The 18,166-nt window shown below is 64.1% G+C and carries 20 protein-coding genes; 12 read left to right on the top strand and 8 right to left on the bottom strand.

The window, feature by feature from the left end; genetic code table 11:
• The first annotated feature begins 15 nt into the window (after nucleotides 1–15).
• Nucleotides 16–390, top strand: coding sequence for an SdpI family protein (locus tag PT015_RS00400; protein WP_285188018.1), 375 nt, complete (start codon nucleotides 16–18; stop codon nucleotides 388–390).
• Nucleotides 391–396: 6 nt separating this feature from the next.
• Here the strand turns inward: PT015_RS00400 and PT015_RS00395 are convergent, their stop codons facing one another.
• Nucleotides 397–840 carry a hypothetical protein gene (locus PT015_RS00395; protein WP_285188017.1) on the bottom strand — a complete coding sequence of 148 codons (444 nt, stop codon included), beginning with the start codon at nucleotides 838–840 and terminating at the stop codon, nucleotides 397–399.
• A 451-nt stretch (nucleotides 841–1,291) separates the two neighbouring features.
• On the opposite strand from PT015_RS00395, the gene PT015_RS00390 reads away from it, so the two are divergent.
• Nucleotides 1,292–1,951 (top strand): superantigen-like protein SSL4, encoded by a 660-nt coding sequence (locus tag PT015_RS00390; RefSeq protein WP_285188016.1) that lies wholly within the window; start codon nucleotides 1,292–1,294, stop codon nucleotides 1,949–1,951.
• Nucleotides 1,952–2,756: 805 nt separating this feature from the next.
• Complete coding sequence (locus tag PT015_RS00385) at nucleotides 2,757–3,260, top strand: hypothetical protein (protein ID WP_285188015.1); 504 nt, start codon at nucleotides 2,757–2,759, stop codon at nucleotides 3,258–3,260.
• Between the two features lie 2 nt (nucleotides 3,261–3,262).
• Here the strand turns inward: PT015_RS00385 and PT015_RS00380 are convergent, their stop codons facing one another.
• Together PT015_RS00380 and PT015_RS00375 are read right to left on the bottom strand one after the other, a co-directional pair.
• Nucleotides 3,263–5,530, bottom strand: a complete 2,268-nt coding sequence (locus tag PT015_RS00380) for a SpoIIE family protein phosphatase (RefSeq protein WP_285188013.1) — start codon at nucleotides 5,528–5,530, stop codon at nucleotides 3,263–3,265.
• The gene (locus tag PT015_RS00375; protein ID WP_285190844.1) at nucleotides 5,520–6,134 is read right to left on the bottom strand and encodes a biliverdin-producing heme oxygenase; all 615 of its coding nucleotides are present in this window, start codon (nucleotides 6,132–6,134) and stop codon (nucleotides 5,520–5,522) included. The genes PT015_RS00380 and PT015_RS00375 overlap by 11 nt, the downstream gene beginning before the upstream one ends.
• Before the next feature lie 340 nt (nucleotides 6,135–6,474).
• Here PT015_RS00375 and PT015_RS00370 point away from each other — a divergent pair, with 340 nt between their 5' ends.
• On the top strand, nucleotides 6,475–6,939 hold the full coding sequence (locus PT015_RS00370) for a hypothetical protein (protein ID WP_285188012.1): 465 nt from the start codon (nucleotides 6,475–6,477) through the stop codon (nucleotides 6,937–6,939).
• A gap of 25 nt (nucleotides 6,940–6,964) precedes the next feature.
• Nucleotides 6,965–7,681, top strand: coding sequence for an N-acetylmuramoyl-L-alanine amidase (locus tag PT015_RS00365; protein ID WP_285188010.1), 717 nt, complete (start codon nucleotides 6,965–6,967; stop codon nucleotides 7,679–7,681).
• A 6-nt stretch (nucleotides 7,682–7,687) separates the two neighbouring features.
• Here PT015_RS00365 and PT015_RS00360 read toward each other — a convergent pair whose 3' ends face one another.
• Nucleotides 7,688–7,924, bottom strand: a complete 237-nt coding sequence (locus PT015_RS00360; RefSeq protein ID WP_390887903.1) for an excalibur calcium-binding domain-containing protein — start codon at nucleotides 7,922–7,924, stop codon at nucleotides 7,688–7,690.
• A gap of 213 nt (nucleotides 7,925–8,137) precedes the next feature.
• Here PT015_RS00360 and PT015_RS00355 point away from each other — a divergent pair, with 213 nt between their 5' ends.
• The 3 genes from PT015_RS00355 to PT015_RS00345 all read left to right on the top strand — a co-directional run bounded on the left by PT015_RS00355 (nucleotide 8,138) and on the right by PT015_RS00345 (nucleotide 10,033).
• Nucleotides 8,138–8,974, top strand: a complete 837-nt coding sequence (locus tag PT015_RS00355; RefSeq protein WP_285188009.1) for a CDP-diacylglycerol diphosphatase — start codon at nucleotides 8,138–8,140, stop codon at nucleotides 8,972–8,974.
• Nucleotides 8,975–9,094: 120 nt separating this feature from the next.
• Nucleotides 9,095–9,457 carry a hypothetical protein gene (locus PT015_RS00350; RefSeq protein ID WP_285188008.1) on the top strand — a complete coding sequence of 121 codons (363 nt, stop codon included), beginning with the start codon at nucleotides 9,095–9,097 and terminating at the stop codon, nucleotides 9,455–9,457.
• Nucleotides 9,458–9,547: 90 nt separating this feature from the next.
• Complete coding sequence (locus PT015_RS00345) at nucleotides 9,548–10,033, top strand: universal stress protein (RefSeq protein ID WP_285188007.1); 486 nt, start codon at nucleotides 9,548–9,550, stop codon at nucleotides 10,031–10,033.
• Between the two features lie 5 nt (nucleotides 10,034–10,038).
• Here PT015_RS00345 and PT015_RS00340 read toward each other — a convergent pair whose 3' ends face one another.
• On the bottom strand, nucleotides 10,039–11,457 hold the full coding sequence (locus PT015_RS00340; RefSeq protein ID WP_285188006.1) for an SDR family oxidoreductase: 1,419 nt from the start codon (nucleotides 11,455–11,457) through the stop codon (nucleotides 10,039–10,041).
• 135 nt (nucleotides 11,458–11,592) lie between these two features.
• Between PT015_RS00340 and PT015_RS00335 the strand changes: the two genes are divergently transcribed.
• Complete coding sequence (locus tag PT015_RS00335) at nucleotides 11,593–11,832, top strand: hypothetical protein (protein WP_285188005.1); 240 nt, start codon at nucleotides 11,593–11,595, stop codon at nucleotides 11,830–11,832.
• A 5-nt stretch (nucleotides 11,833–11,837) separates the two neighbouring features.
• Here the strand turns inward: PT015_RS00335 and PT015_RS00330 are convergent, their stop codons facing one another.
• Nucleotides 11,838–12,512, bottom strand: a complete 675-nt coding sequence (locus PT015_RS00330) for a hypothetical protein (RefSeq protein WP_285188003.1) — start codon at nucleotides 12,510–12,512, stop codon at nucleotides 11,838–11,840.
• 312 nt (nucleotides 12,513–12,824) lie between these two features.
• On the opposite strand from PT015_RS00330, the gene PT015_RS00325 reads away from it, so the two are divergent.
• Entirely contained in the window at nucleotides 12,825–13,946 is a 1,122-nt protein-coding gene (locus PT015_RS00325; protein ID WP_390887902.1) for a spore photoproduct lyase family protein, read from the top strand.
• Between the two features lie 350 nt (nucleotides 13,947–14,296).
• On the opposite strand, the gene PT015_RS00320 is transcribed toward PT015_RS00325, so the two are convergent.
• Nucleotides 14,297–14,503: a hypothetical protein gene (locus tag PT015_RS00320; protein WP_285188000.1), complete on the bottom strand. Its 207-nt coding sequence runs from the start codon at nucleotides 14,501–14,503 to the stop codon at nucleotides 14,297–14,299.
• Between the two features lie 69 nt (nucleotides 14,504–14,572).
• On the opposite strand from PT015_RS00320, the gene PT015_RS00315 reads away from it, so the two are divergent.
• Nucleotides 14,573–15,619, top strand: coding sequence for a glycosyltransferase (locus PT015_RS00315; protein WP_285187998.1), 1,047 nt, complete (start codon nucleotides 14,573–14,575; stop codon nucleotides 15,617–15,619).
• Here PT015_RS00315 and PT015_RS00310 read toward each other — a convergent pair.
• On the bottom strand, nucleotides 15,616–16,857 hold the full coding sequence (locus PT015_RS00310) for an alpha/beta hydrolase (RefSeq protein ID WP_285187996.1): 1,242 nt from the start codon (nucleotides 16,855–16,857) through the stop codon (nucleotides 15,616–15,618). The two genes, PT015_RS00315 and PT015_RS00310, sit on opposite strands and share 4 nt — an antisense overlap.
• 632 nt (nucleotides 16,858–17,489) lie before the next feature.
• On the opposite strand from PT015_RS00310, the gene PT015_RS00305 reads away from it, so the two are divergent.
• The gene (locus PT015_RS00305; RefSeq protein WP_285187994.1) at nucleotides 17,490–18,113 is read left to right on the top strand and encodes a flavodoxin family protein; all 624 of its coding nucleotides are present in this window, start codon (nucleotides 17,490–17,492) and stop codon (nucleotides 18,111–18,113) included.
• Nucleotides 18,114–18,166 lie beyond the last annotated feature (53 nt).

The following is an 18,166-nucleotide window of genomic DNA, read 5'->3' as shown; positions in this document are numbered from 1 at the left end:
GCTAACTTGGTCAGGGTGGGATCTGACATCGCCGTGTTGACCGGGTTCATGGCCGCGACCTTTGGGTTCATGACCGCGCTGCTTATCGCCGTCGACTGGGCCGCAGTGAAGGGGCATCTGCGTCGCAACCAGTTCGTCGGGATCCGCACCCCGTCGACGATGCGTAGCGATCAGGCCTGGGTGGCGGGCCATCGCGCCGCGCTGCGCCTGACGCCGGTGCACCTTGTCACCGGTGTGACCGTGTCGATCGCCGTCTTCAATGCGCGCAGCATCGCCGGCCTGAACCTCGTCGGGGTCTGCGGCACAGTCGTTTTCGTGGCGGTTGCGGTGGCGACTGCGATCGTCGCGGGTCGGGCGGCGAAGGCCGTGGAGCACGATGCGGAGGGGTAAAACGCTTCAGGGACTCGCGGCCCACCACTCCGGACCACCCATTTCGAGAACTCCTGCGTGCGCGACGGGGTAATACTTCGCGATGCGATCCCTAACCGACTCCAAGAATTGATCCGTCGTCGGAAATTTCACCGACAGCTTGTCTTCGACGATCTCTTCGAGAGGGACACCTTGCCGTAACGCAAAGCGCGGTAGGTACTGCCACTTGCCCGAATGATCATAAAGGCCTACCACGTTCGCCGCGTCGAGCGGAGCGATCATGCAATTGATCTCGCCGCCTCGAGACGACTTGTAAATCTGAATCTTGCAGTCATCGGAGCGGTACACCAGCACGGCCGCCGTTGGGCCGCCCTCGTCGACATCCCCGGTGTACTGCTCGAACTGGAACCCCAGCTCGGTCAACAACGGCTCGACGATCGACTGAACCGCAGCGACGAATTCGTGTGTCATTTGGCCCCATCTGCGACTCGCACCCACGAGTTGCCAACCTGCTGATAACCGTACATTTCACCGTGTTCCTTCCCTTCAACATCTGCTCCCACGACTGCAGAACCCCCGGTGAGCCGGGACCGCCCTGGCCGAATAGTTCCTTGATGCCCCGCTCGGTTGAAAACCACCGATCTGCGAATACCTCGGCCAACCCCGGTGGCGGCGGCTTGGGTCCCTCTGGCGCAACATAATTCGACGCACCGGCATCCAACCACTGCTGAGTGTTGGCCACGATCGCTTGAAGCTTTCGACTGCCTCGGTGTGCCCTTCACCTTTTTGCAGGCAAAGGCACCAGGCCAGAGGCGGTTGAGGCCGCCGTCGAGACACCGCCGAACGGTAGCGTCGAAAAGCGCACTATTTGAGTTCGCTATGACCAATAATTCGTGCATCGCATCCCAACGAAGGGAGCGGCATGGCCCCCGCGATGCACGACGACCTGCGGTGCTCGACATTGCCGCGACGGCTGCGGTCCGTCGGAATCGCGATCGCGGGGGTTGTCGGCGCTGCCGCTATGGCGATCACCGCACCCGCCGCTGACGCGGATCCCGCCTACCAGCCCGCGCTCGACCAGCTTCTCGACGCGATGCAGCAGGCCGCCGCGTACGACGCGGCGCTGCCCTTCGCGACCGCGGACGCCGACGTCATGCTGATGACAGGGCTGCAGAACACCAACTACGAACTGCTGTCCGCCGGATTGTCGCGCGTCACCGAACTCTTCAACGGGGTGTTCTTCCAGTCGCCCGAAGCGGTGGCGACCGATGCGGCCGACTCCCGTCAGTACTTCCAGTTCTTCACCCCCGACATCTATTACCACGCGACGGCAGGACTGGCTCCCGGCGCGACCTACGAACTCACGGGGACCATCGGCAAAGGAACCGAGGCCTTCGCGATCGCGACCGAAGCCATTACCGGCTCGGCGGCGTCAGCAAAGAGAGCCTCGAACTCGACCACGGACTGGTCGTCAATCCCGACGGGTCGTTCACCGTCGAGATCGGCCCGACCGCGCCGACCGGCGCCGTCAACTTCATCAACGACACCAGCGCGACCACCAATGGCGATGCCTCACTGCTGATTCGCGACGTACTGGGCGACTGGGCGCAAGGGCCCGGCAACATCAGCATCCACTGCGTGTCCGACTGTCCGGCGTTTTTCGCGATACCGACCACCGGCATCTTTCCCAGCGGAGACGAGGCCGCAGCTGAAATCGGTTCCCTGGCAGGGACTTCCACAGGGCAGATCACTTCGGTCGATTCGCTGCTCACCACGCTATTCACTGCGTTCAGCAATATCGTCGGGCCGTTCAACGGAGAGAACATGGGCCTCGCCCAAGTGGCCGGCATCGACCTGCCGCATAACACCATGAGCGACTTGACCGCCGAGACAAGCGTCTTCGCAACGGGTCTGCCGAGCGCGGCCGTATCCGGCGGAAACTTCGATCTACTACCCGGGCAGGCAATGATCGTGCAAGTGCCGGACGTGCCATCCGGCTACAGCGGCATCGAGCTGATGAATGTCTTCGGTGCGGCACTACCGTTCACCCTGGCGCAGACCACGTTGAACAACACCACGGCGTTCGCGGACCCCGATGGCTACACCTACTACGTGGTCAGCGCGACCAACCCCGGTGTCGCGAATTGGCTTGACAGCAGCGGTGTCAGCAGCGGCGAGATCTTCGCACGTTTTGAAAACCTGCCGGACGGCACGGACCCGATCGGCCTGCCGGTGACGACCGAGGTTGTGCCGGTCGCCGACGTCGCCAACTACCTGCCCGCCGACACCCCCACCGTCAGCCCGGCCGAGTATGCCGCCGACATGTCGCAGCGGGTGTTCTCCTACGACTACGCGTTGGACCTTTCGCGCGAGCATGCTCAACCCGATTGGGTGCTGCAGGAATTGCTCCTGCACGGCCTGCAGGGCGTGATGGGTTCGGACAATTTCGCCGCAGTATTCGGCAGCGACCCGACCATTCCGCTGGAATTTCGGTTCACCCCAGCCTTCGACCGGATTGGGCCGCAGTCGATCACGACCTACTCACCAATCCGATCGGCAGCCTTGAGGCGATCTTCAACAATCTGTCCCTGGCGGCCAGCGACATCAACCTACCCACCGAGCTGGCGTTCGGCCAGACATTGCTGTCGCTGCTGCTCCCCCAGCAGTTCGCCACGCTGTTCAACGACACAGTTCTCGATCCGAACACCGGCATCATCGCCGGCTTCCTCAACGCCCGCGACGACCTGGCGACCGCAATCCTGGCCGCCAACAACGACTTCCCCACCGAACTGGGCGCCACGGCGACCGCGGAATGGGCGAACATGAGCGACCTGGTTCAGTCGACCTCGAGCACGCTGCTGGCCGAACTCGGCACGCTGCTCAACCCCTGAGGTCAGGGACGTCGAAGGGTGACGATCGTAACGTCGTCGTGCGCATCGCCCCACTCCATCACCTCACGAATCCGCGACGCCGGCGCATCACCGGGACGCATCAGCGTCTCGCGAAGCCGGTTGATGCCGTCGTCGATCGCCTCGCCGCGCCGCTCCACCAAGCCGTCGGAGTACATCACCATCCGGTGTCCGGGCTCGATCGTGAAAGCGCTCGGCGCGTAAGTCACGCGCTTGAGACCGATGGGCGGCGAAAGCTGAATCGGCGCTTGGAAAGCCGTCTCCGCATTCGTCAGGTATGGGATCAAATGCCCGGCGCATGCGGCTTCCACCTCGCCGGTCATGAGGTCGATCCGCGCGACGACCACCGTGGCGAACGCCCGCGGCATCATGTGCTCGCAGAATTCGTTCAGCTCGTTGAGCGCTTCCGCAGGGCTGGTGCCGACGAACAGTTGCGCGCGTAGCGCATTGCGCAGCTGCGCCATTGTCCCCGCGGCGGTAATGCCATGTCCCGCAACATCACCCAGCACCACCACCAGCCGGCCGTCGCGCAGCTCGAACGCGTCGTACCAGTCGCCGCCCACGCGGCCGCCCGCCGCCGGCTCGTAGTGCGCCGAGAGCTCCCAATTGTCCAGAGTCGGAATCGAATCCGGCAGCAGGCTGAGCTGCATGGTCTCGGCCATCCGCAGCGCGCTGCGGGTGCGGCGATACAACGACTCGACCAGGTGGCGACGAAGCGCCTCGGCCGACTCGATCTGGCTCGACGTCCAGGGGTCGCTGCGCTCCCGCACGATCTCGCGCCACCGATCGAACGACTTGCGTGGGCTCAGCCGGATTTCATCGCCCTCGCTGACCGCGATCGCCTTGTTGTGCGGGTCGCCGCCCCAATCAACCGACCGCTGCACCTCACGGCGAAACCAGATGGCGTACTGGCCGTCCGGCAGATTGAGGGCGAACGCCCCGGCGGCCACCTGCGGGTCGAGGTTCAGAGCGGGAATGTCACGGGACAGGTGCTCGGTGCTGGCGATCTCGTCGCCGGCGCCGCGCGCCCACGTAGCTACCTCGGATACGACGTCGGGCGGCGGGACCGATCCGCGCACCTCGGTTTCGCCGTCGATCTCGACGACGACACCGTCGGCGGGCACCAAGTCGAGCAGGTCGGGCGCGCCCAGCAGCGCCGACGCAATCGATTCGTCCTCGCCCAGGGTCGCGGCGGTGAGCTTGGCCAGCACGGCCTGCGACGCCAGACGCTTGTGTAGCTGGTCGTCCTCGAACTGGTCTACCAGTCGCAGGGACAGGGTCGAGCCGAGGAACTCCGCGGCCGCGCGGGTGCCGAACGGCGGCAGGTGCGGGCCGGCGTAGTGGTGACAGGCGATGAGTCCCCACAGGCGCCCGCGTCGCAGCAGCGAGATCGACATCGACGCGTGCACGCCCATGTTCTGCAGGTACTCGACGTGGATGGGTGAGACGCTGCGCAGTGTGGCGTAGGTCAGATCACGCGGCGTCCCGGTGTCCGGGTCGACGGTCGGCACCAGCGGTGTCGGCGTGTAGTTCACGTCCGAGATGAGCCGGATCCAGTTCTTCTCGTACAGCGCGCGCGCTTGAGCGGGGATGTCGGTCGACGGATAGTGCAGGCCGAGAAACGAATTCAGGTCGTCGCGCTTGGCTTCGGCAACGACCTCCCCGTTGTAGTGGTCGTCGTAGCGGTACACCATGACGCGGTCGAAGCCGGTCAGGTCACGCACGGCACGCGCGCTGATGTTGAACAGATCGGTGAGCGTCGAGGCCTGGTTCAGCTCCTCCACCGAACCGCGGACCGCCTGGTAGGTGTTGGGGAAGGAGAAAGGCCGCTCGCCGTAGGCGATTTCGAGTTCGACGAGCAGCACGCCGCCGGGCTCACGCCGCAGGATGGCGTCGAATGCGCGCAGCTCTCCGGCGACCTCGATCTGGCATTCGAGCGGGTTGCGTTCGCGCAGCTCCCCGAAGGCCGAGGCCGCCTGCTCGATGCGCGCCGCTTGGTCGACGCCGATCAGTGCGGAGAGGTGTCGTCCCAGCACGTCGTCGACGGATCGTCCGAGGAGTTCGGGGACATTGGCGCTGACCTGACGGATCTCGAAGGACGGCTCCCGGACCACCGCCAGCGCACCGCGCGGCTGGATACTGCCGGGGATGTGGATCGGTTCGCGAGCACAGTTTTCCAGGTCGATGGGCGTGCCGACGGGGACGAACTCGTCGGCCGGGCGACCGTCGGGCGTCGATGACTCACCGATCACGCGAACCACTCACGCCGAAGTCGGTGCCGAGTTCGTCGAGCAACGCCTGATTGAGCCGGAAAGCGCACTTGACCTCGCTCAGCAAGATCTCGACCTGCTCGGACTGAAGAGTGAGGGCGTCGAGGCGTGCACGATAGCCATCCTTGTAACGCTTGGGCTGAACAGGAAACGCGTAGAACGCGAGGCCGACTCCGCCGAGATTGAAAATTCGATCGAGGGTGCGGCCGATTGCCTGACCGCCGGATAGGTCGCCCAAATAGCGCGTGTAGTGGTGGGCCAACAGCGCGACACCACTGTCGAGGCTTTCCAGTCGCCGCCGATATGACTCGGCCGCGGACGAATCGGCCGCCACCCGTGAGCCGTTGGCCCAGCATTCGAGATCGGCGTCGATCGCGTCGAGACGCTCGAGCGCAGGGTCATATACCGCGGCAATGACAGGGTCGTTGCGCTGGCCGCGCACCGCCTCTTCGAGTGCGGCGTAAATCGTGCGCAGCCGAGTGAGGTAGGCCGTGTAGGCGTCCTGCCGGAGGCCACCTTGGAGCAGTTCGGTGATGAACGGCGTCTTCTCTGCGGCGTCGTGCTCTTGCTGGGAGGCGGTTCGCATCGCAACGGACAACTGCGACCCGGCTTCGGGAACAGCAGCAGCATTCACCAACGTGCTCCATGTGTCGAGGCTCACGGTGACGGACAGAGGGATATGGGGCCGATGCCGACAGTCTGTCAGACATCCACCCGCGGTTCACTGGTCAGGGCAGGTGTTTTACGCGCCAATGTGCCGACTGTCGCCGCGCGCAATGCCACCCGCAACGACCCTTTCAAGATCAGAATCGTGTCTTTTTCGTTAGGGATGTTTAGCCCTAACGTGATTGTGGGAATTACATGCGTGTGATTATCCGTTGCACACGTTGAGGCAGTCCAGCCCAGTACCGAAAAGGACAAGCGACATGAACACGATCCTCTACTTCAATCCGGATGGCGTCGTCTACGAAACTCGTGCCTACAGCAACGCCGATATCGTCGCGCTGGTCCACGATTATGGGCTGGAAAGTCTGACGAGTGCGGATCGGCAGTTCGATTTCTGGTTCACCCCTTCGACGCGTCGGTGCCGACGAAAGATCAATCGCAATGCCACCGAAATGCTCCTGGCAACCACGGACTTCACCGCGAAGACGGTGCCGCTGCTTTATGGCGCCGTCGTGGTCGCCACGCACGATTCCGTCGGCGACCTCGACGGCCTCAGCTGGAAGCAATTGGACCTGCTGAGTAAGCGCGGAGCCACCTTGACCCGCCGCGACGACCGAATCCTGAACCGGCGGATCAAGCGGGATGCTCAGCGGATGGAGAGCCAGGCCACGGCCAACGTCGTCACCGGCCGCTACGTCGAGCAGCGGATCGTCACCGGAAGCTGACCGGCTCACGCGTTAGCGTGAGCGCATGGATGTGCTCCGTGACGTGGTCAGCCGCCGTCAATTGCTCCGGCTGGCGGGCGGGACGGCTCTGGTGTCGACGATCGGCGGGTGCGCGGTTTCACCGGCACCGACGATCGCGACCCGCCTGACCAGCGCCGCAGCAGCCACCTTGCTGTGTCGCGAGGCTTGGGGGGCATTGCCCGCCCGTCCCGGCGGTAAGCGGCACACCATCACCCGGATGACCCTGCACCACGAGGCGGTGGTGCTCGGCGACAACCGACATGCGCCGGAACGTCTGCGCAAAGATCAGCGCTATCACCTGGACAAGGGCTGGATCGACATCGCGTACCACCTCGCCGTCGACCGTAGAGGAAATCTCTACGAGCTTCGCAGCACGGAGTTGGTGGGCGACACCGCGACCGACTACGACACCACCGGGCACTTCCTGGTTCTGTGCGAAGGAGACTTCGACCGGGAAAGCGTGCCGGAGGAACAACTGCACGGAGCCGCTCTGGCATTCGCTTGGGCGGCTCAGAATTTTCATGTCAAGACCGATACGCTGGCCGGCCATCGGGATTTCGCTCAGACCTCGTGCCCGGGCGCGAACCTGTATGCGCACTTGTCATCCGGGGACCTGAAACGACGAATCGACGCCCTGCTCGCCGGCGGCGGGGTCAATCTCGAGCGCATTTGCGGACCTGATGCGATCGCGCGGGTCGCCGCCATCGAAGCCGGTAATTAGACGCGGTTACCGCCTGGATCGATGCGCCTTCGAGGGTTCGCAGGCGAGACCATCGCCGTCCAGATCGAGGTCCGGGTTGTAGGCCGGGTCGGTGTACGGGATGCTCGACCGGCCGTCGGCGCGGGCCTGGCTGCAGTCTTCGTAGGGCGGGTCCGCTGAGGCAACGTAACCTTGCCCGAGCCAGACACCGACGACCAGCGGTAGCGCGGCGAATGCCGTCCGCAGGGTGCGAGTTGATGTCACGTCTGCCAGTTTAGGCAGTCACGCCGCCGCGAGTGTGGATAAGTGCCCACCGCATATTCCTATGTTGCACCTGACTATTTCACATTGATCTCATGTGCCGACGTGACGGTCTATTGAATTTATGTCTAATTGACTTTGGCATTTTGTCCCGACACGTGCTGACCTGCCGTTAGGCTCCTCGCACTCGCAGACCGAATGAGCGGAGGGCGGCCAATGGCGCAAGAGAGTTCGACCAATCAGGGCGTCAGTCGCCGCCTTTTCATAGCGACGTCCGCCGCCGTGGGCGCCAGCGCGGCTCTTGCGGGAACCGGAATATGGCCTGCTTTCGCCGACCCGGCGGGCGGCAACTGCGGAAGCGACAACGACGATGTGTCGTTGTGGAAGGACGTCAAAGACGCCACCCCGCAGGCACCCGGGTCCAACAAGAAGGTCGAATTCCCCACCAATCCCAAGAATCCGGAACGCAAGGACGGCTACGCGGTACACACCGGCGGTCCCGGATTCGGCGCCTGGGATTGGTTGATCCTGCCGCTCATTCGGGCGACCGGAATCGAATGCCACAAGTCGTGGGCGCCCGACCAGATGTTGAACCTCTGGCCGTGGGCCGGAAAGTGGGCCAACGACTCAGATAGCCACTTGGCCGGGCAGGACTGGGTGCTGGCCATTAATTCCGGCAATACCCACAAAATCCCGCAACTGCATATCCACGTCACGAAATTCGACAACAAGATCCGCAAAGAACTCACCGCCGCACTGAAGACGACAAAACCCGCGACTACCGCGTCCGACTGGTCGAAGCACACGGTGACACTCGACAACAGGCTCTATCGCTGGCTGCAATTGGGCTCGCTCGACCATCAGCTATTCACCGAAGTGCGTAACTACGTCGCCAAGAGCGATGGCGCGATGGCCGACCAGATCATCGCCGTCGTTCAGGTCGACCACACCAAACCGGGAAGCGGCTTCTACATCCTCAACAGCGATAAGGCGCTCAGCAGCCACGCCCCATTCGGTATCGACTACGTCGAGAACCTCATGTACCGCGGGTAAAGCAAGTAGGCGTCACTCGTCAGAGCAAGGGAAAACCCTGTATCGCCTGGCGGATTCCCCGCCATAGCGTCGGTGACCAGAGCCCGGAGGCAGTCTCAGGGGCGACGCGAGGAGATGGAAATGACCTGTATCAACCGTGTGATGGCGCTGGGCGCCATCCTCGTCGGTGCGGCGATCGGCCTGGCAACGCCAGCGTCCGCCGCGCCGCCGCCCGACGGGAACTACGTCGGAACCGTGACCGAAACCAGCGACCCCGGCCAAGCCCGAGTCGGCAACACCACCACCATGCACCTCTCGCCCTGCGGCGACGGCTGCGTACACATGCAAGGCAGCAACTGGGCCGCCGACCTTCACCCGGAGGGCGCCGTGTGGAGTGGGCCCACCTCGAGCGGCGACCACGTCTGGTTTGACGAGAACACCCTCGCCGGCGGTATGGACTGGAGCAACGGCGTCCACCTCAAGACCCAGATGAAGCGCGTATAGGGCTGGCATGTTGCGGGCCTAACCGGCCGCGAACCGGGAGCTGGGCCGCTAGGGTCTTGGTGTCCTCGTTGACCGGCTGATGGAGGCTCGATGAGCTATCGGACAATCGTCGTCGGAACGGACGGCTCGGAGTCGTCGTTCCGTGCGGTCGATCGCGCTGCGGCGATCGCGGCGCAAGAAGGCGCGAAGTTGGTCATCGCGAGCGCACACAACGACACCTCGGAGAAAGGCGGCTGGTCACGGGCGCCCTCCCCCGACCGCGTCAGCGATGGTAAAGCCGCCGACAGTCTCGGCGGCGACGCGTACAGGGTGCACGGCAGCGCCTCGGTGTACGCGATTCTTCAGGATGCCCGCGACCGTGCAAAGTCGGCGGGAGCAAAGGACATCAAAGAGGAAGCGGTCACCGGCGCACCGGTCAACGCGCTGCTGAAGTTGGCCGATGACGTGAAGGCAGATTTGCTCGTCGTCGGCAACCTGGGATTGGGTACCGTTGCCGGCCGGCTGCTGGGTTCCGTGCCCGATACCGTCGCGCGCAAGGCCAAGGTGGACATCCTCATCGTCCACACCATCGAGTAGCTGAGCTACCAGCTGCTCGGGGAGTAATCCTTGAGGAAGCAGCCGTAAAGGTCTTCCCCCGCCTCACCGCGGACGATCGGGTCGTAGACCCGGGCCGCGCCATCGACGAGATCGAGCGGGGCGTGAAAGCCCTCGTCGGCCAGTCGCAGTTTGGTCGGATGCGGACGCTCGTCGGTGATCCAGCCGGTGTCGACGGCGGTCATGAGAATGCCGTCCTGCTCGAGCATTTCGCCGGCGCTGGTGCGAGTCAGCATGTTCAGCGCGGCCTTCGCCATGTTGGTGTGCGGGTGGCCGGGGCCCTTGTACTTGCGACCGAACTGCCCCTCCATTGCCGACACATTCACGACGTACGTCCGGCGAGCGGGCGACGCGGCCATCGCCGGTCGCAGGCGGCTCACCAGAATGAACGGCGCGGTCTGGTTGCACAGTTGGACCTCGAGCAGTTCCATCGCGTCGACCTCGTGCACGCGTTGAGTCCAGCTGTTGACCGACGCGGTGTCGGGCAACAGGCCGCCCGCGTCGATCGCGACCCCCGCGGCTATTCGCTCCGGTGACGCGCTGCGGGCGGTGAGCGCGAGTTCTGTTATGGCGTGCGGGGTTTGGTGCTCAGCGAGACTTCCGGCCAAGGCCGCCGGGTGGGCGTCGCTGACCCGATCGAAGGTGAGGACGTCGACGAGTTCGGACGCCGGGGCGCGCTCGGCGTCGACGAGCGCCGCGTAGGAGCCCGGTGCGCGACGCACGGTCTGGGCGGCGTTGTTGATCAGGATGTCCAACGGCCCTTGCGCGGCAACCGTGTCCGCGAGCGCGACGACCTGAGCGGGGTCGCGCAGATCGATGCCGACCACCCGTAGCCGGTGCAGCCAGTCGCCGCTGTCGGGCATCGTCGCGAAGCGGCGCACCGCGTCATTCGGGAAGCGGGTGGTGATGGTCGTGTGAGCGCCGTCGCGAAGGAGTCGCAGCGCGATGTACATGCCGATCTTGGCGCGACCGCCGGTGAGTAGGGCTCGCCGACCGGTGAGGTCGGTGCAAGCGTCGCGCTTGGCGCGATTCAGCGCGGCGCACTCCGGACAGAGCTGGTGGTAGAACGCGTCGACCACAGTGTGGTGTTGCTTGCAGATGTAGCAGGCACGTGAGCGGAGCAGCGTTCCCGCGCTCGCGCCGACCGCGGTGGACACCAGCGGCAGACCCGCGGTCTCGTCGTCGATACGGCCGGGGGCGCCGGTGGCCGTGGCGGCGATGACGGCACGGTCCGCGGCGGCTACCGCGTCGCGCTTGGCGGTTCGGCGGGCCTTGCGAACCGATTTGAAGATGCGCGCCGTTGCGCGACGCACCGCGACCGCGTCGGGGTGCTCGGGCGGCAACGCCTCGATGTCGGCCAGGACCTGTAGGCAGGTAGCAAGCTTGCCCGGGTCGATCGCATTCACGAAGGAAGACTACGGCGTCGAACATGCCTATCCGCCAATTGACCGATACGACATCCGGCCCCAAGCCACGTACTATGAGTCACAGGTTGGGGGTTTTCGCATTCGAGGGGAACGCGTAGACCTATGAAGTCGGGGATGGCGATACCGCTGCAGTCGATCGAGACTGTGGACGAATTGGCGGCGCTGCCGCTCAAGTCGATGGTGCGTGAGATGTTCCGTCGACGGTCGGCCGCGGCCGACAACGGCAGCGTCTGGGAGCGCCGCCGTTCCGGCTGGCATCAGATCTCCGGCATCGAGAGCAGCCCACCGGTCGACCAGCCGGCACTTCCCGTACGGCTGCTCTGGCACCCGAAGTGGCGCGAGATTCTGCCCTGAATGCGCTAGAACAAGGTGGAGAATTCAGCCGCTAGGGCGCTCAGGTCGGTCATCCCGCCTGCACCGATCGCGTCGAGGCCGGTGGACATCGCAGTTACGGCCTGGGTATCGAAAATGGGCAGCCACGTGTTGAAGATGTCCACTTCGAACACTGTGCCCGTCGGACCGGTCGAAAAATAGTCACCGATCTGCCCGAATAGTTCGAATATGTTCGCTGACGACCCGTCCGGGCTGCTCATATACGAATCGATAAAGGCCAACTGCGCGGGCCCAGGCAGCGCCCCAGAGCCGAAAGCAACTCCGTTCCACTCTGTTCCGACAGTCGGCGCCAACCCCGTGCTGTCGGTGACCACAGCCGAGTTTTCAGTCAAGGCAAGGAACGGAAGCAAACCGACGACCCCGCCGACCTCGTGGGTGTCGTAGGTGCCAACCGTAGTTGCGTTTTCCGAGATTGAGTACGGGACGGTCTGATCTTCAAAGTTGTATATGAAGGGAATCGACGAGGCTTCGATCGTCGTCGGGTAGCCCTCAGAGCCAGGCGGGCCGAAATCCAGAAGCGAAGGCACTGGGGGCGGGTCTGTGGTGGCGTCAGCCAACGGGCTGTTGATGAGCGCGGCACCCAAGGCTGCGGCGCCGATGGCGCCGACAACTGCCGCTCGTGAACCAACACGTCGAGTCATGATCGCGATCCCCTCTTGGTGGCTGCTGCGAGCAGCTTAACTGAGAAATACACATGCAAATCACACAAATTTCCTATTTGGACCAGTCGTCAGAAGAACCGGATGCGCACCTCCGGCGAGGCGATGCCGGTTTCCAACAGCGTCCGGAGAACCTCCGCACACGACCGATGTCACGCCGGTCGTGAAGTCAGACGAGGGCACGCGATTCCGGTAGGCGCATCCGGATCAACGCCGAGAATCTTGCCGCGCCATATGCGTAATACGTTGAAATGCAGCGGAATTGCGCCGGCCTACGTGCTGTTGTTGTGAGCAATGGTTAGAGAACAGTCCACCGCCGTTCAGACCGCGACTCGCGAGTCCAGGGCCCCGACGATATGGACGCCGCACCGGGTGTTGGTGACACGTTCGGCGTTCGAGTTGCCGCATGGCGCGAACATCGCCGCACGCTGCGAAGCGGCTGGTGTCGCCGATATCGAGGTGCTCGCCGGCGATCGGCTACCTGCACTGCGGGCCGACAACGATCGGGCCGCTTACGCCTTGGCCAAGCGCACACTCGCCGTTGTAGTCGCCCCACCCAGCAAGCGCCGTCTCCAGCCCATCCCGCCCAGCGCCGATTGGCGTGTCGACCTTGCTCAGGGATGTCCAGCACACTGCCAGTACTGCTATCTGGCCGGGTCGCTGGCCGGTCCCCCTATCACCCGCGTCTACGCCAACCTCCCCGAAATCCTGGCCGAGATGGATCGTCACGTTGGACGCGGCTCCATCACCTCTGCGTCCGCCGAAAGGTCCCATGAGGGAACTACTTTTGAAGCATCGTGTTATACGGATCCGCTGGCGTTGGAGCACTTGACGGGTTCGCTGTCGGCGACCATCGCGCACGTCGGGACGCACGACTGGCCGGGTCCGGTCGGACTGCGGTTCACCACCAAGTTCGACGATGTCACACCGCTGCTCGGCTTACCCCATGCCGGCCGCACCCGCGTGCGACTTTCGGTCAACGCCGAGCAGGTCTCACGGCGCTTCGAGGGTGGCACGGCGAGCGTGACGCGGCGCATCGCGGCCCTGCATGAACTAGCGGATGCCAGCTATCCGATCGGGCTGACGATCGCGCCGATCATGCCTATTCCGGAGTGGCGCAACGGCTATGGCGAATTGTTGCGACATGTTGCTGACGCCGTTCGCGACATCTCGGACGTCGACCTGACCGTGGAGTGCATCACGCACCGCTTCACCCCAGCCAGCAAGGCGGTGTTGTTGGACTGGTATCCACGAACCAAGCTCGAGATGGACGAGTCCGTTCGGACGCGCAAGTTCGGCAAGTACGGTTCTGCGAAGTACGTATACCCGAAAGACGTGATGGCTCAGATGCGTTCGTGGTTCGAAGCTGAACTCGCCGCGACGCTTCCATCAGCGCGCATGTTGTACTGGACCTGATTGTCGGCGACTGGTTACACGTTGTCCGCGGCCTCGTGCACCGCGGCCGCCCGCTCGTCAGCTTCGCGGGCACGCTCCGCACCAGGGCTCGCTGGGTGAAGTTTCGCCTTCGCCGCCGGCGTCGTCGTTTGAGGGGCGGTCGCTGCTGGTCATGGTACTGAGCTAACCGCTCAAGCCCGCTTCGAACTGGCGCACCATCGTCGGCGTCGTTCCCACATGGGGCGCGGGGAGCAGCTTCGCGGCTGGTGTTGTGTGGTGTTTTGTCAATCACACACTTCGGTCGCCGAACGCAGTTTTGCCCCGCAACTGCCAGGGAACGTCATACCGGAAAGTCTTCTAATCGGGCAGCGTCATGGGATACGGGCCAACGGTTTAGGCAGGATCGGCAGGAGAAAGTCAACGTGGCCACTTATGCGTTGGCCGCCAGCAGCATTCCAGGCCACGTCGGCCCCCTCGCCGCTATCGGCGGTGATCTCGTCCAGCGAGGTCATGACGTTCATTTTCTGGCTGACGAGCGTTACCGCGACGCAATCCGCAGTGAACAGATGAGTCACCATGCGCTTACGCCGGCTGCGGCTCCCCCGGCACCGCTACCGGCCCCGGCGTGGCCGGGTTTGATACAGCGCTTGCTGACCGGTCGGCACGACCTGGCGTCTGTGTTCATCGGTCCGATGGTCGCGCAGTGGAATGCCCTGCAGCGACTGGTGACCGAGCAGCGTCCTGACGCGCTGCTGTGCGATGTGGCATTCACCGGCGCCGTCCCCTTGCTGCTGTCCTCCCAACCGAGGCCACCGGTCACCGTCTGCGGAGTCGGCCCGCTGATGCTGTCCAGCCCTGACACCCCTCCGTTCGGAATGGGCTGGCAACCGCGACCGGGTAAGGACTACCGCGCCATGAATCAAGTGGTGAGCGGCGTGTTGTTCCGTGATGTGCAGGCGCGGTTCAACGAGGCGCTGCGTTCTCTCGGCGCACCACGCTCACCGGCGTTCGTCACCGACTGGCCCTTGTTGGCCGACCGCGTCGCGCAGTTGTCCATCCCGGAACTGGAGTATCCGCGGACGAATCTGCCGCCGTCAGTGAGCTTCGCCGGGCCGGTTCTGCCGCCGCGGTCGACACTCACCAAGACCGAGCACCCGCACCGACGGGCGAAGACGGTTGTGCACGTCACTCAAGGCACCTGGGACAACGCTGACCTGACCGAGCTCGTCGTGCCCACCGCGCATGCCCTCGGGTCACGGAACGATGTCGCAGTCGTCGTGGCAACCGGGCGAACCGGCCAGACGACACTGCCGATGACCATGCCGCACAACGCTTTTGTCACCGATTACGCCCGGTACAGCGAACTGCTCCCAGCGGTGGACGTCATGGTCACCAACGGTGGGTTCGGCGGCGTGCACCACGCCTTGTCCTTAGGGATACCCCTGGTCGTCGCGGGCGCCGCCTCCGACAAACCCGAGGTTGCTGCCCGTGTCGCGTATTCCGGCGCCGGCATCGACCTCCGGACATCGCGGCCCACCGCCCGCGACGTCCGCGACGCGGTGGATCGGATCCTCACGCAACCGTCGTACCGCCGCTCGGCTCGCAGGCTGGCCCGAGAGATGCAGCGCTACAACGCATTCGACCATATTGCTAATACGCTGATAGCGGACCAGGACAACACGCGCGTGGGCTAGTCCGGTCGCGGATCGCGGGTGCCGAGCGACGCGGCCAGCCACGGCAGCGCCGTCTCGAATGCCGCGGCGGCAAACGGCCAGGTGTGGCGTCCGGGAAGTACTTGCACCGAGCAGCGAATCCCCTGCAAGGCCGCCGCGCTGCAAAGCCGTTGTGCCACCTGATGATCAAAGTTCGCCGACGCCGGCGCCATGAACAGTCCCGCGGTGTCGGCATACTGGCCGTGCTTGGCAATGACCGTGGCGGGATCGAATGCGGCCTGCGCCCGCTGATCGCCGGCGAAGAGGCGCTGGAGTGTGCGTGTAGGGTTGCCGGCGCTGGGCCGCTCGTCGCCCGCGATGTCGACAAATCTGCTGAACAACTCGGGATGCATTGCCGCCAGGTCGACGGCACAGGTACCTCCAGAGGAGAACCCTGCGACCGCCCATCGCGACGGATTCGCGCTCACACGAAACAGATTGGCGACGGTGGGCAGCACGTCGCCGGTCAGATGGTCGGCGGCTCGACCGCGAGTGCCATTGACGCATTCAGTGTCGTTTGCGAAGGCGCCGTTGGCGTCGGCAAACACCAGAATGGGCGCATAACCATCGTGAGCCTTGGCGTACTCGTTGGCACTGGTTATGGCCGCACCGGCGCGGGCCCAGTCGATCGTCGTGCTGAACTCACCGCCGATCATCAGCACGGCGGAGACTGCGCTATCCCGGCCCGAAAACCAGGCCGGCGGTAGGTACACCCATTCTGTGCGATGGCGAAAGCCCGACGCCCGGTCGCCGGTATCGATCGGGACGAGTTGCCCATCATGCGGCTGTGCGCCCCGAGAACGCATCGCCGTAGCGGCGGGCAGATCGAGAACCGGATGCAGCGGCGCCCCAGTCAATTGATCCCACGCAATGGTCACGGTCGGGAGATAGCCGATCCAGGCGTTCACGACCAGGCCGGTGCTCAACAGGCAGAACGACGACGCGAATACCGCGCCGTGCCGCCACCAGCCACTCGCCCGCCGCCATCCCATGACTGCGATAGCCGCCGCGAAGCCCGTCACAGATGTCCAACCCCACAGCGTCCAGGGTGGCAACTCGCCGGACAGGCCTGAATCGTGCAAAGCCGTGCGCGCGGTCAACATGATTATCAAGCCCACCGCCGCACCTGCGCCGCTGGTCAGCGGTCTGAGCGGCGGTCGACGACACGCGAGAACGAGCACTAGCGCCATCGCTGCCACGATCTCGACCGTCAGGGGCATCCATCCCTCCATCAGAGATGGACTGCCGTGTGCGCTCACGGTGGCGGCGCTGTCTGGTAGCACACCCAGGAACATGCCCGACTGCCGCGCCAAGCAAACGAAAGCATCGCCCGGCCCGCGCCCTCACGGAGACGTATCCGGGCGAGTTCTTTCATCAGTGAACTCACGAAGATCTCGTCTGACCGAAATTCGAGCAGGTCTTCTATCTGATACCCCAGCATCTCTGTAAATGCATTGTGGGCGAATGCAATTGACCTATCAACATGCACGCCAAGGATAGGAACGGGAAGTTGGTCAAGGATACCCAATGCAGGCAATCGCGCTACCGAGGCCGTCAGCGACTCGCCCCGTCGTCGCCAATCAGCGCCAGAGCTGCCGAGACTTCTTATCCACGGGTGCAACACCATTCGTGATCACGAAAGAGACGTGACGCTGCATCGAAGGCCAAGAGAGCCTGCATCGGACCGAGCGCACTGGCAGGAGATTTCGCGTAAGCCACTTAACGAAACTCTGCCGCCCTGCAGCACTTCGTATGGCGGATAACTGAATTGGCGGCGCATTCAGCAGATACGCTGTCGGCGATGCCGTGGCAGGCGTTTCACCCTTATGGAAACTCGGGTACTGCCCGATGTATGACTACAACCGAGAACCTGACCGCCCTCGCATTGGTGTGCAGTCTCAAGCCGTCGCCGGCTCCGTCCAGTAGTGAACTCATGGCACAGCATCTGCTGCACGAGTTAAGCTCGCATGGCGTTGCCGGGCAGACCGCCCGCTGCGCGGATTACGACATCAAGCCGGGTGTGGAAGCCGACATGGGCGATGGAGACGAGTGGCCCACCATCCGTCAAAAAGCCTTAGCGGCCGATATTTTGATTGTCGCGACCCCGACGTGGATGGGGCACTTGTCCAGTGTCGCGCAGCGCGTGCTGGAACGGCTCGACGCCGAGTTGTCCGAGACCGACAAAGACAATCGTCCGATTGTGACCGGCAAAGTGGCGATCGCCGCCGTGGTGGGCAACGAAGACGGCGCCCACCACATCGTCGCCGAAGTGTTCCAGGGCCTCAACGATGTGGGCTACACCATTCCCGCCCAGGGTTGTACGTATTGGAATGGCGAGGCGATGGGTAAAACGGACTACAACGACCTCGACGAGATACCGCAGGGCACTGCGTCAGCCACTGCGGCAGCTGCGCGCAACGCGGCCCACCTCGCAGCGGTACTCAAAGCCAGACAGTATCCGCCTTACCCGTCGTGATTTCAGCCGTTAGATTGAGATCGCAAGAACTGCACAAGGCGCCCTGCGACCCC

The organism is Candidatus Mycobacterium wuenschmannii, from assembly GCF_030252325.1.
Taxonomy (GTDB): Bacteria; Actinomycetota; Actinomycetes; order Mycobacteriales; family Mycobacteriaceae; genus Mycobacterium; species Mycobacterium wuenschmannii.
The sequence above is the reverse complement of the archived record's forward strand: the minus strand, read 5'-3'. Positions and strand labels throughout refer to the sequence as shown.

Bases quoted from the DNA above. Each gene is read 5' to 3' on its own strand.
- PT015_RS00395 (WP_285188017.1), bottom strand. From the start codon at position 840: ATGACACACGAATTCGTCGCTGCGGTTCAGTCGATCGTCGAGCCGTTG.
- PT015_RS00390 (WP_285188016.1), top strand. From the start codon at position 1,292: ATGGCCCCCGCGATGCACGACGACCTGCGGTGCTCGACATTGCCGCGA.
- PT015_RS00375 (WP_285190844.1), bottom strand. From the start codon at position 6,134: ATGCGAACCGCCTCCCAGCAAGAGCACGACGCCGCAGAGAAGACGCCG.
- PT015_RS00370 (WP_285188012.1), top strand. From the start codon at position 6,475: ATGAACACGATCCTCTACTTCAATCCGGATGGCGTCGTCTACGAAACT.
- PT015_RS00365 (WP_285188010.1), top strand. From the start codon at position 6,965: ATGGATGTGCTCCGTGACGTGGTCAGCCGCCGTCAATTGCTCCGGCTG.
- PT015_RS00355 (WP_285188009.1), top strand. From the start codon at position 8,138: ATGGCGCAAGAGAGTTCGACCAATCAGGGCGTCAGTCGCCGCCTTTTC.
- PT015_RS00350 (WP_285188008.1), top strand. From the start codon at position 9,095: ATGACCTGTATCAACCGTGTGATGGCGCTGGGCGCCATCCTCGTCGGT.
- PT015_RS00345 (WP_285188007.1), top strand. From the start codon at position 9,548: ATGAGCTATCGGACAATCGTCGTCGGAACGGACGGCTCGGAGTCGTCG.
- PT015_RS00335 (WP_285188005.1), top strand. From the start codon at position 11,593: ATGGCGATACCGCTGCAGTCGATCGAGACTGTGGACGAATTGGCGGCG.
- PT015_RS00330 (WP_285188003.1), bottom strand. From the start codon at position 12,512: ATGACTCGACGTGTTGGTTCACGAGCGGCAGTTGTCGGCGCCATCGGC.
- PT015_RS00325 (WP_390887902.1), top strand. From the start codon at position 12,825: ATGGTTAGAGAACAGTCCACCGCCGTTCAGACCGCGACTCGCGAGTCC.
- PT015_RS00320 (WP_285188000.1), bottom strand. From the start codon at position 14,503: ATGGTGACTCATCTGTTCACTGCGGATTGCGTCGCGGTAACGCTCGTC.
- PT015_RS00310 (WP_285187996.1), bottom strand. From the start codon at position 16,857: ATGCCCCTGACGGTCGAGATCGTGGCAGCGATGGCGCTAGTGCTCGTT.
- PT015_RS00305 (WP_285187994.1), top strand. From the start codon at position 17,490: ATGACTACAACCGAGAACCTGACCGCCCTCGCATTGGTGTGCAGTCTC.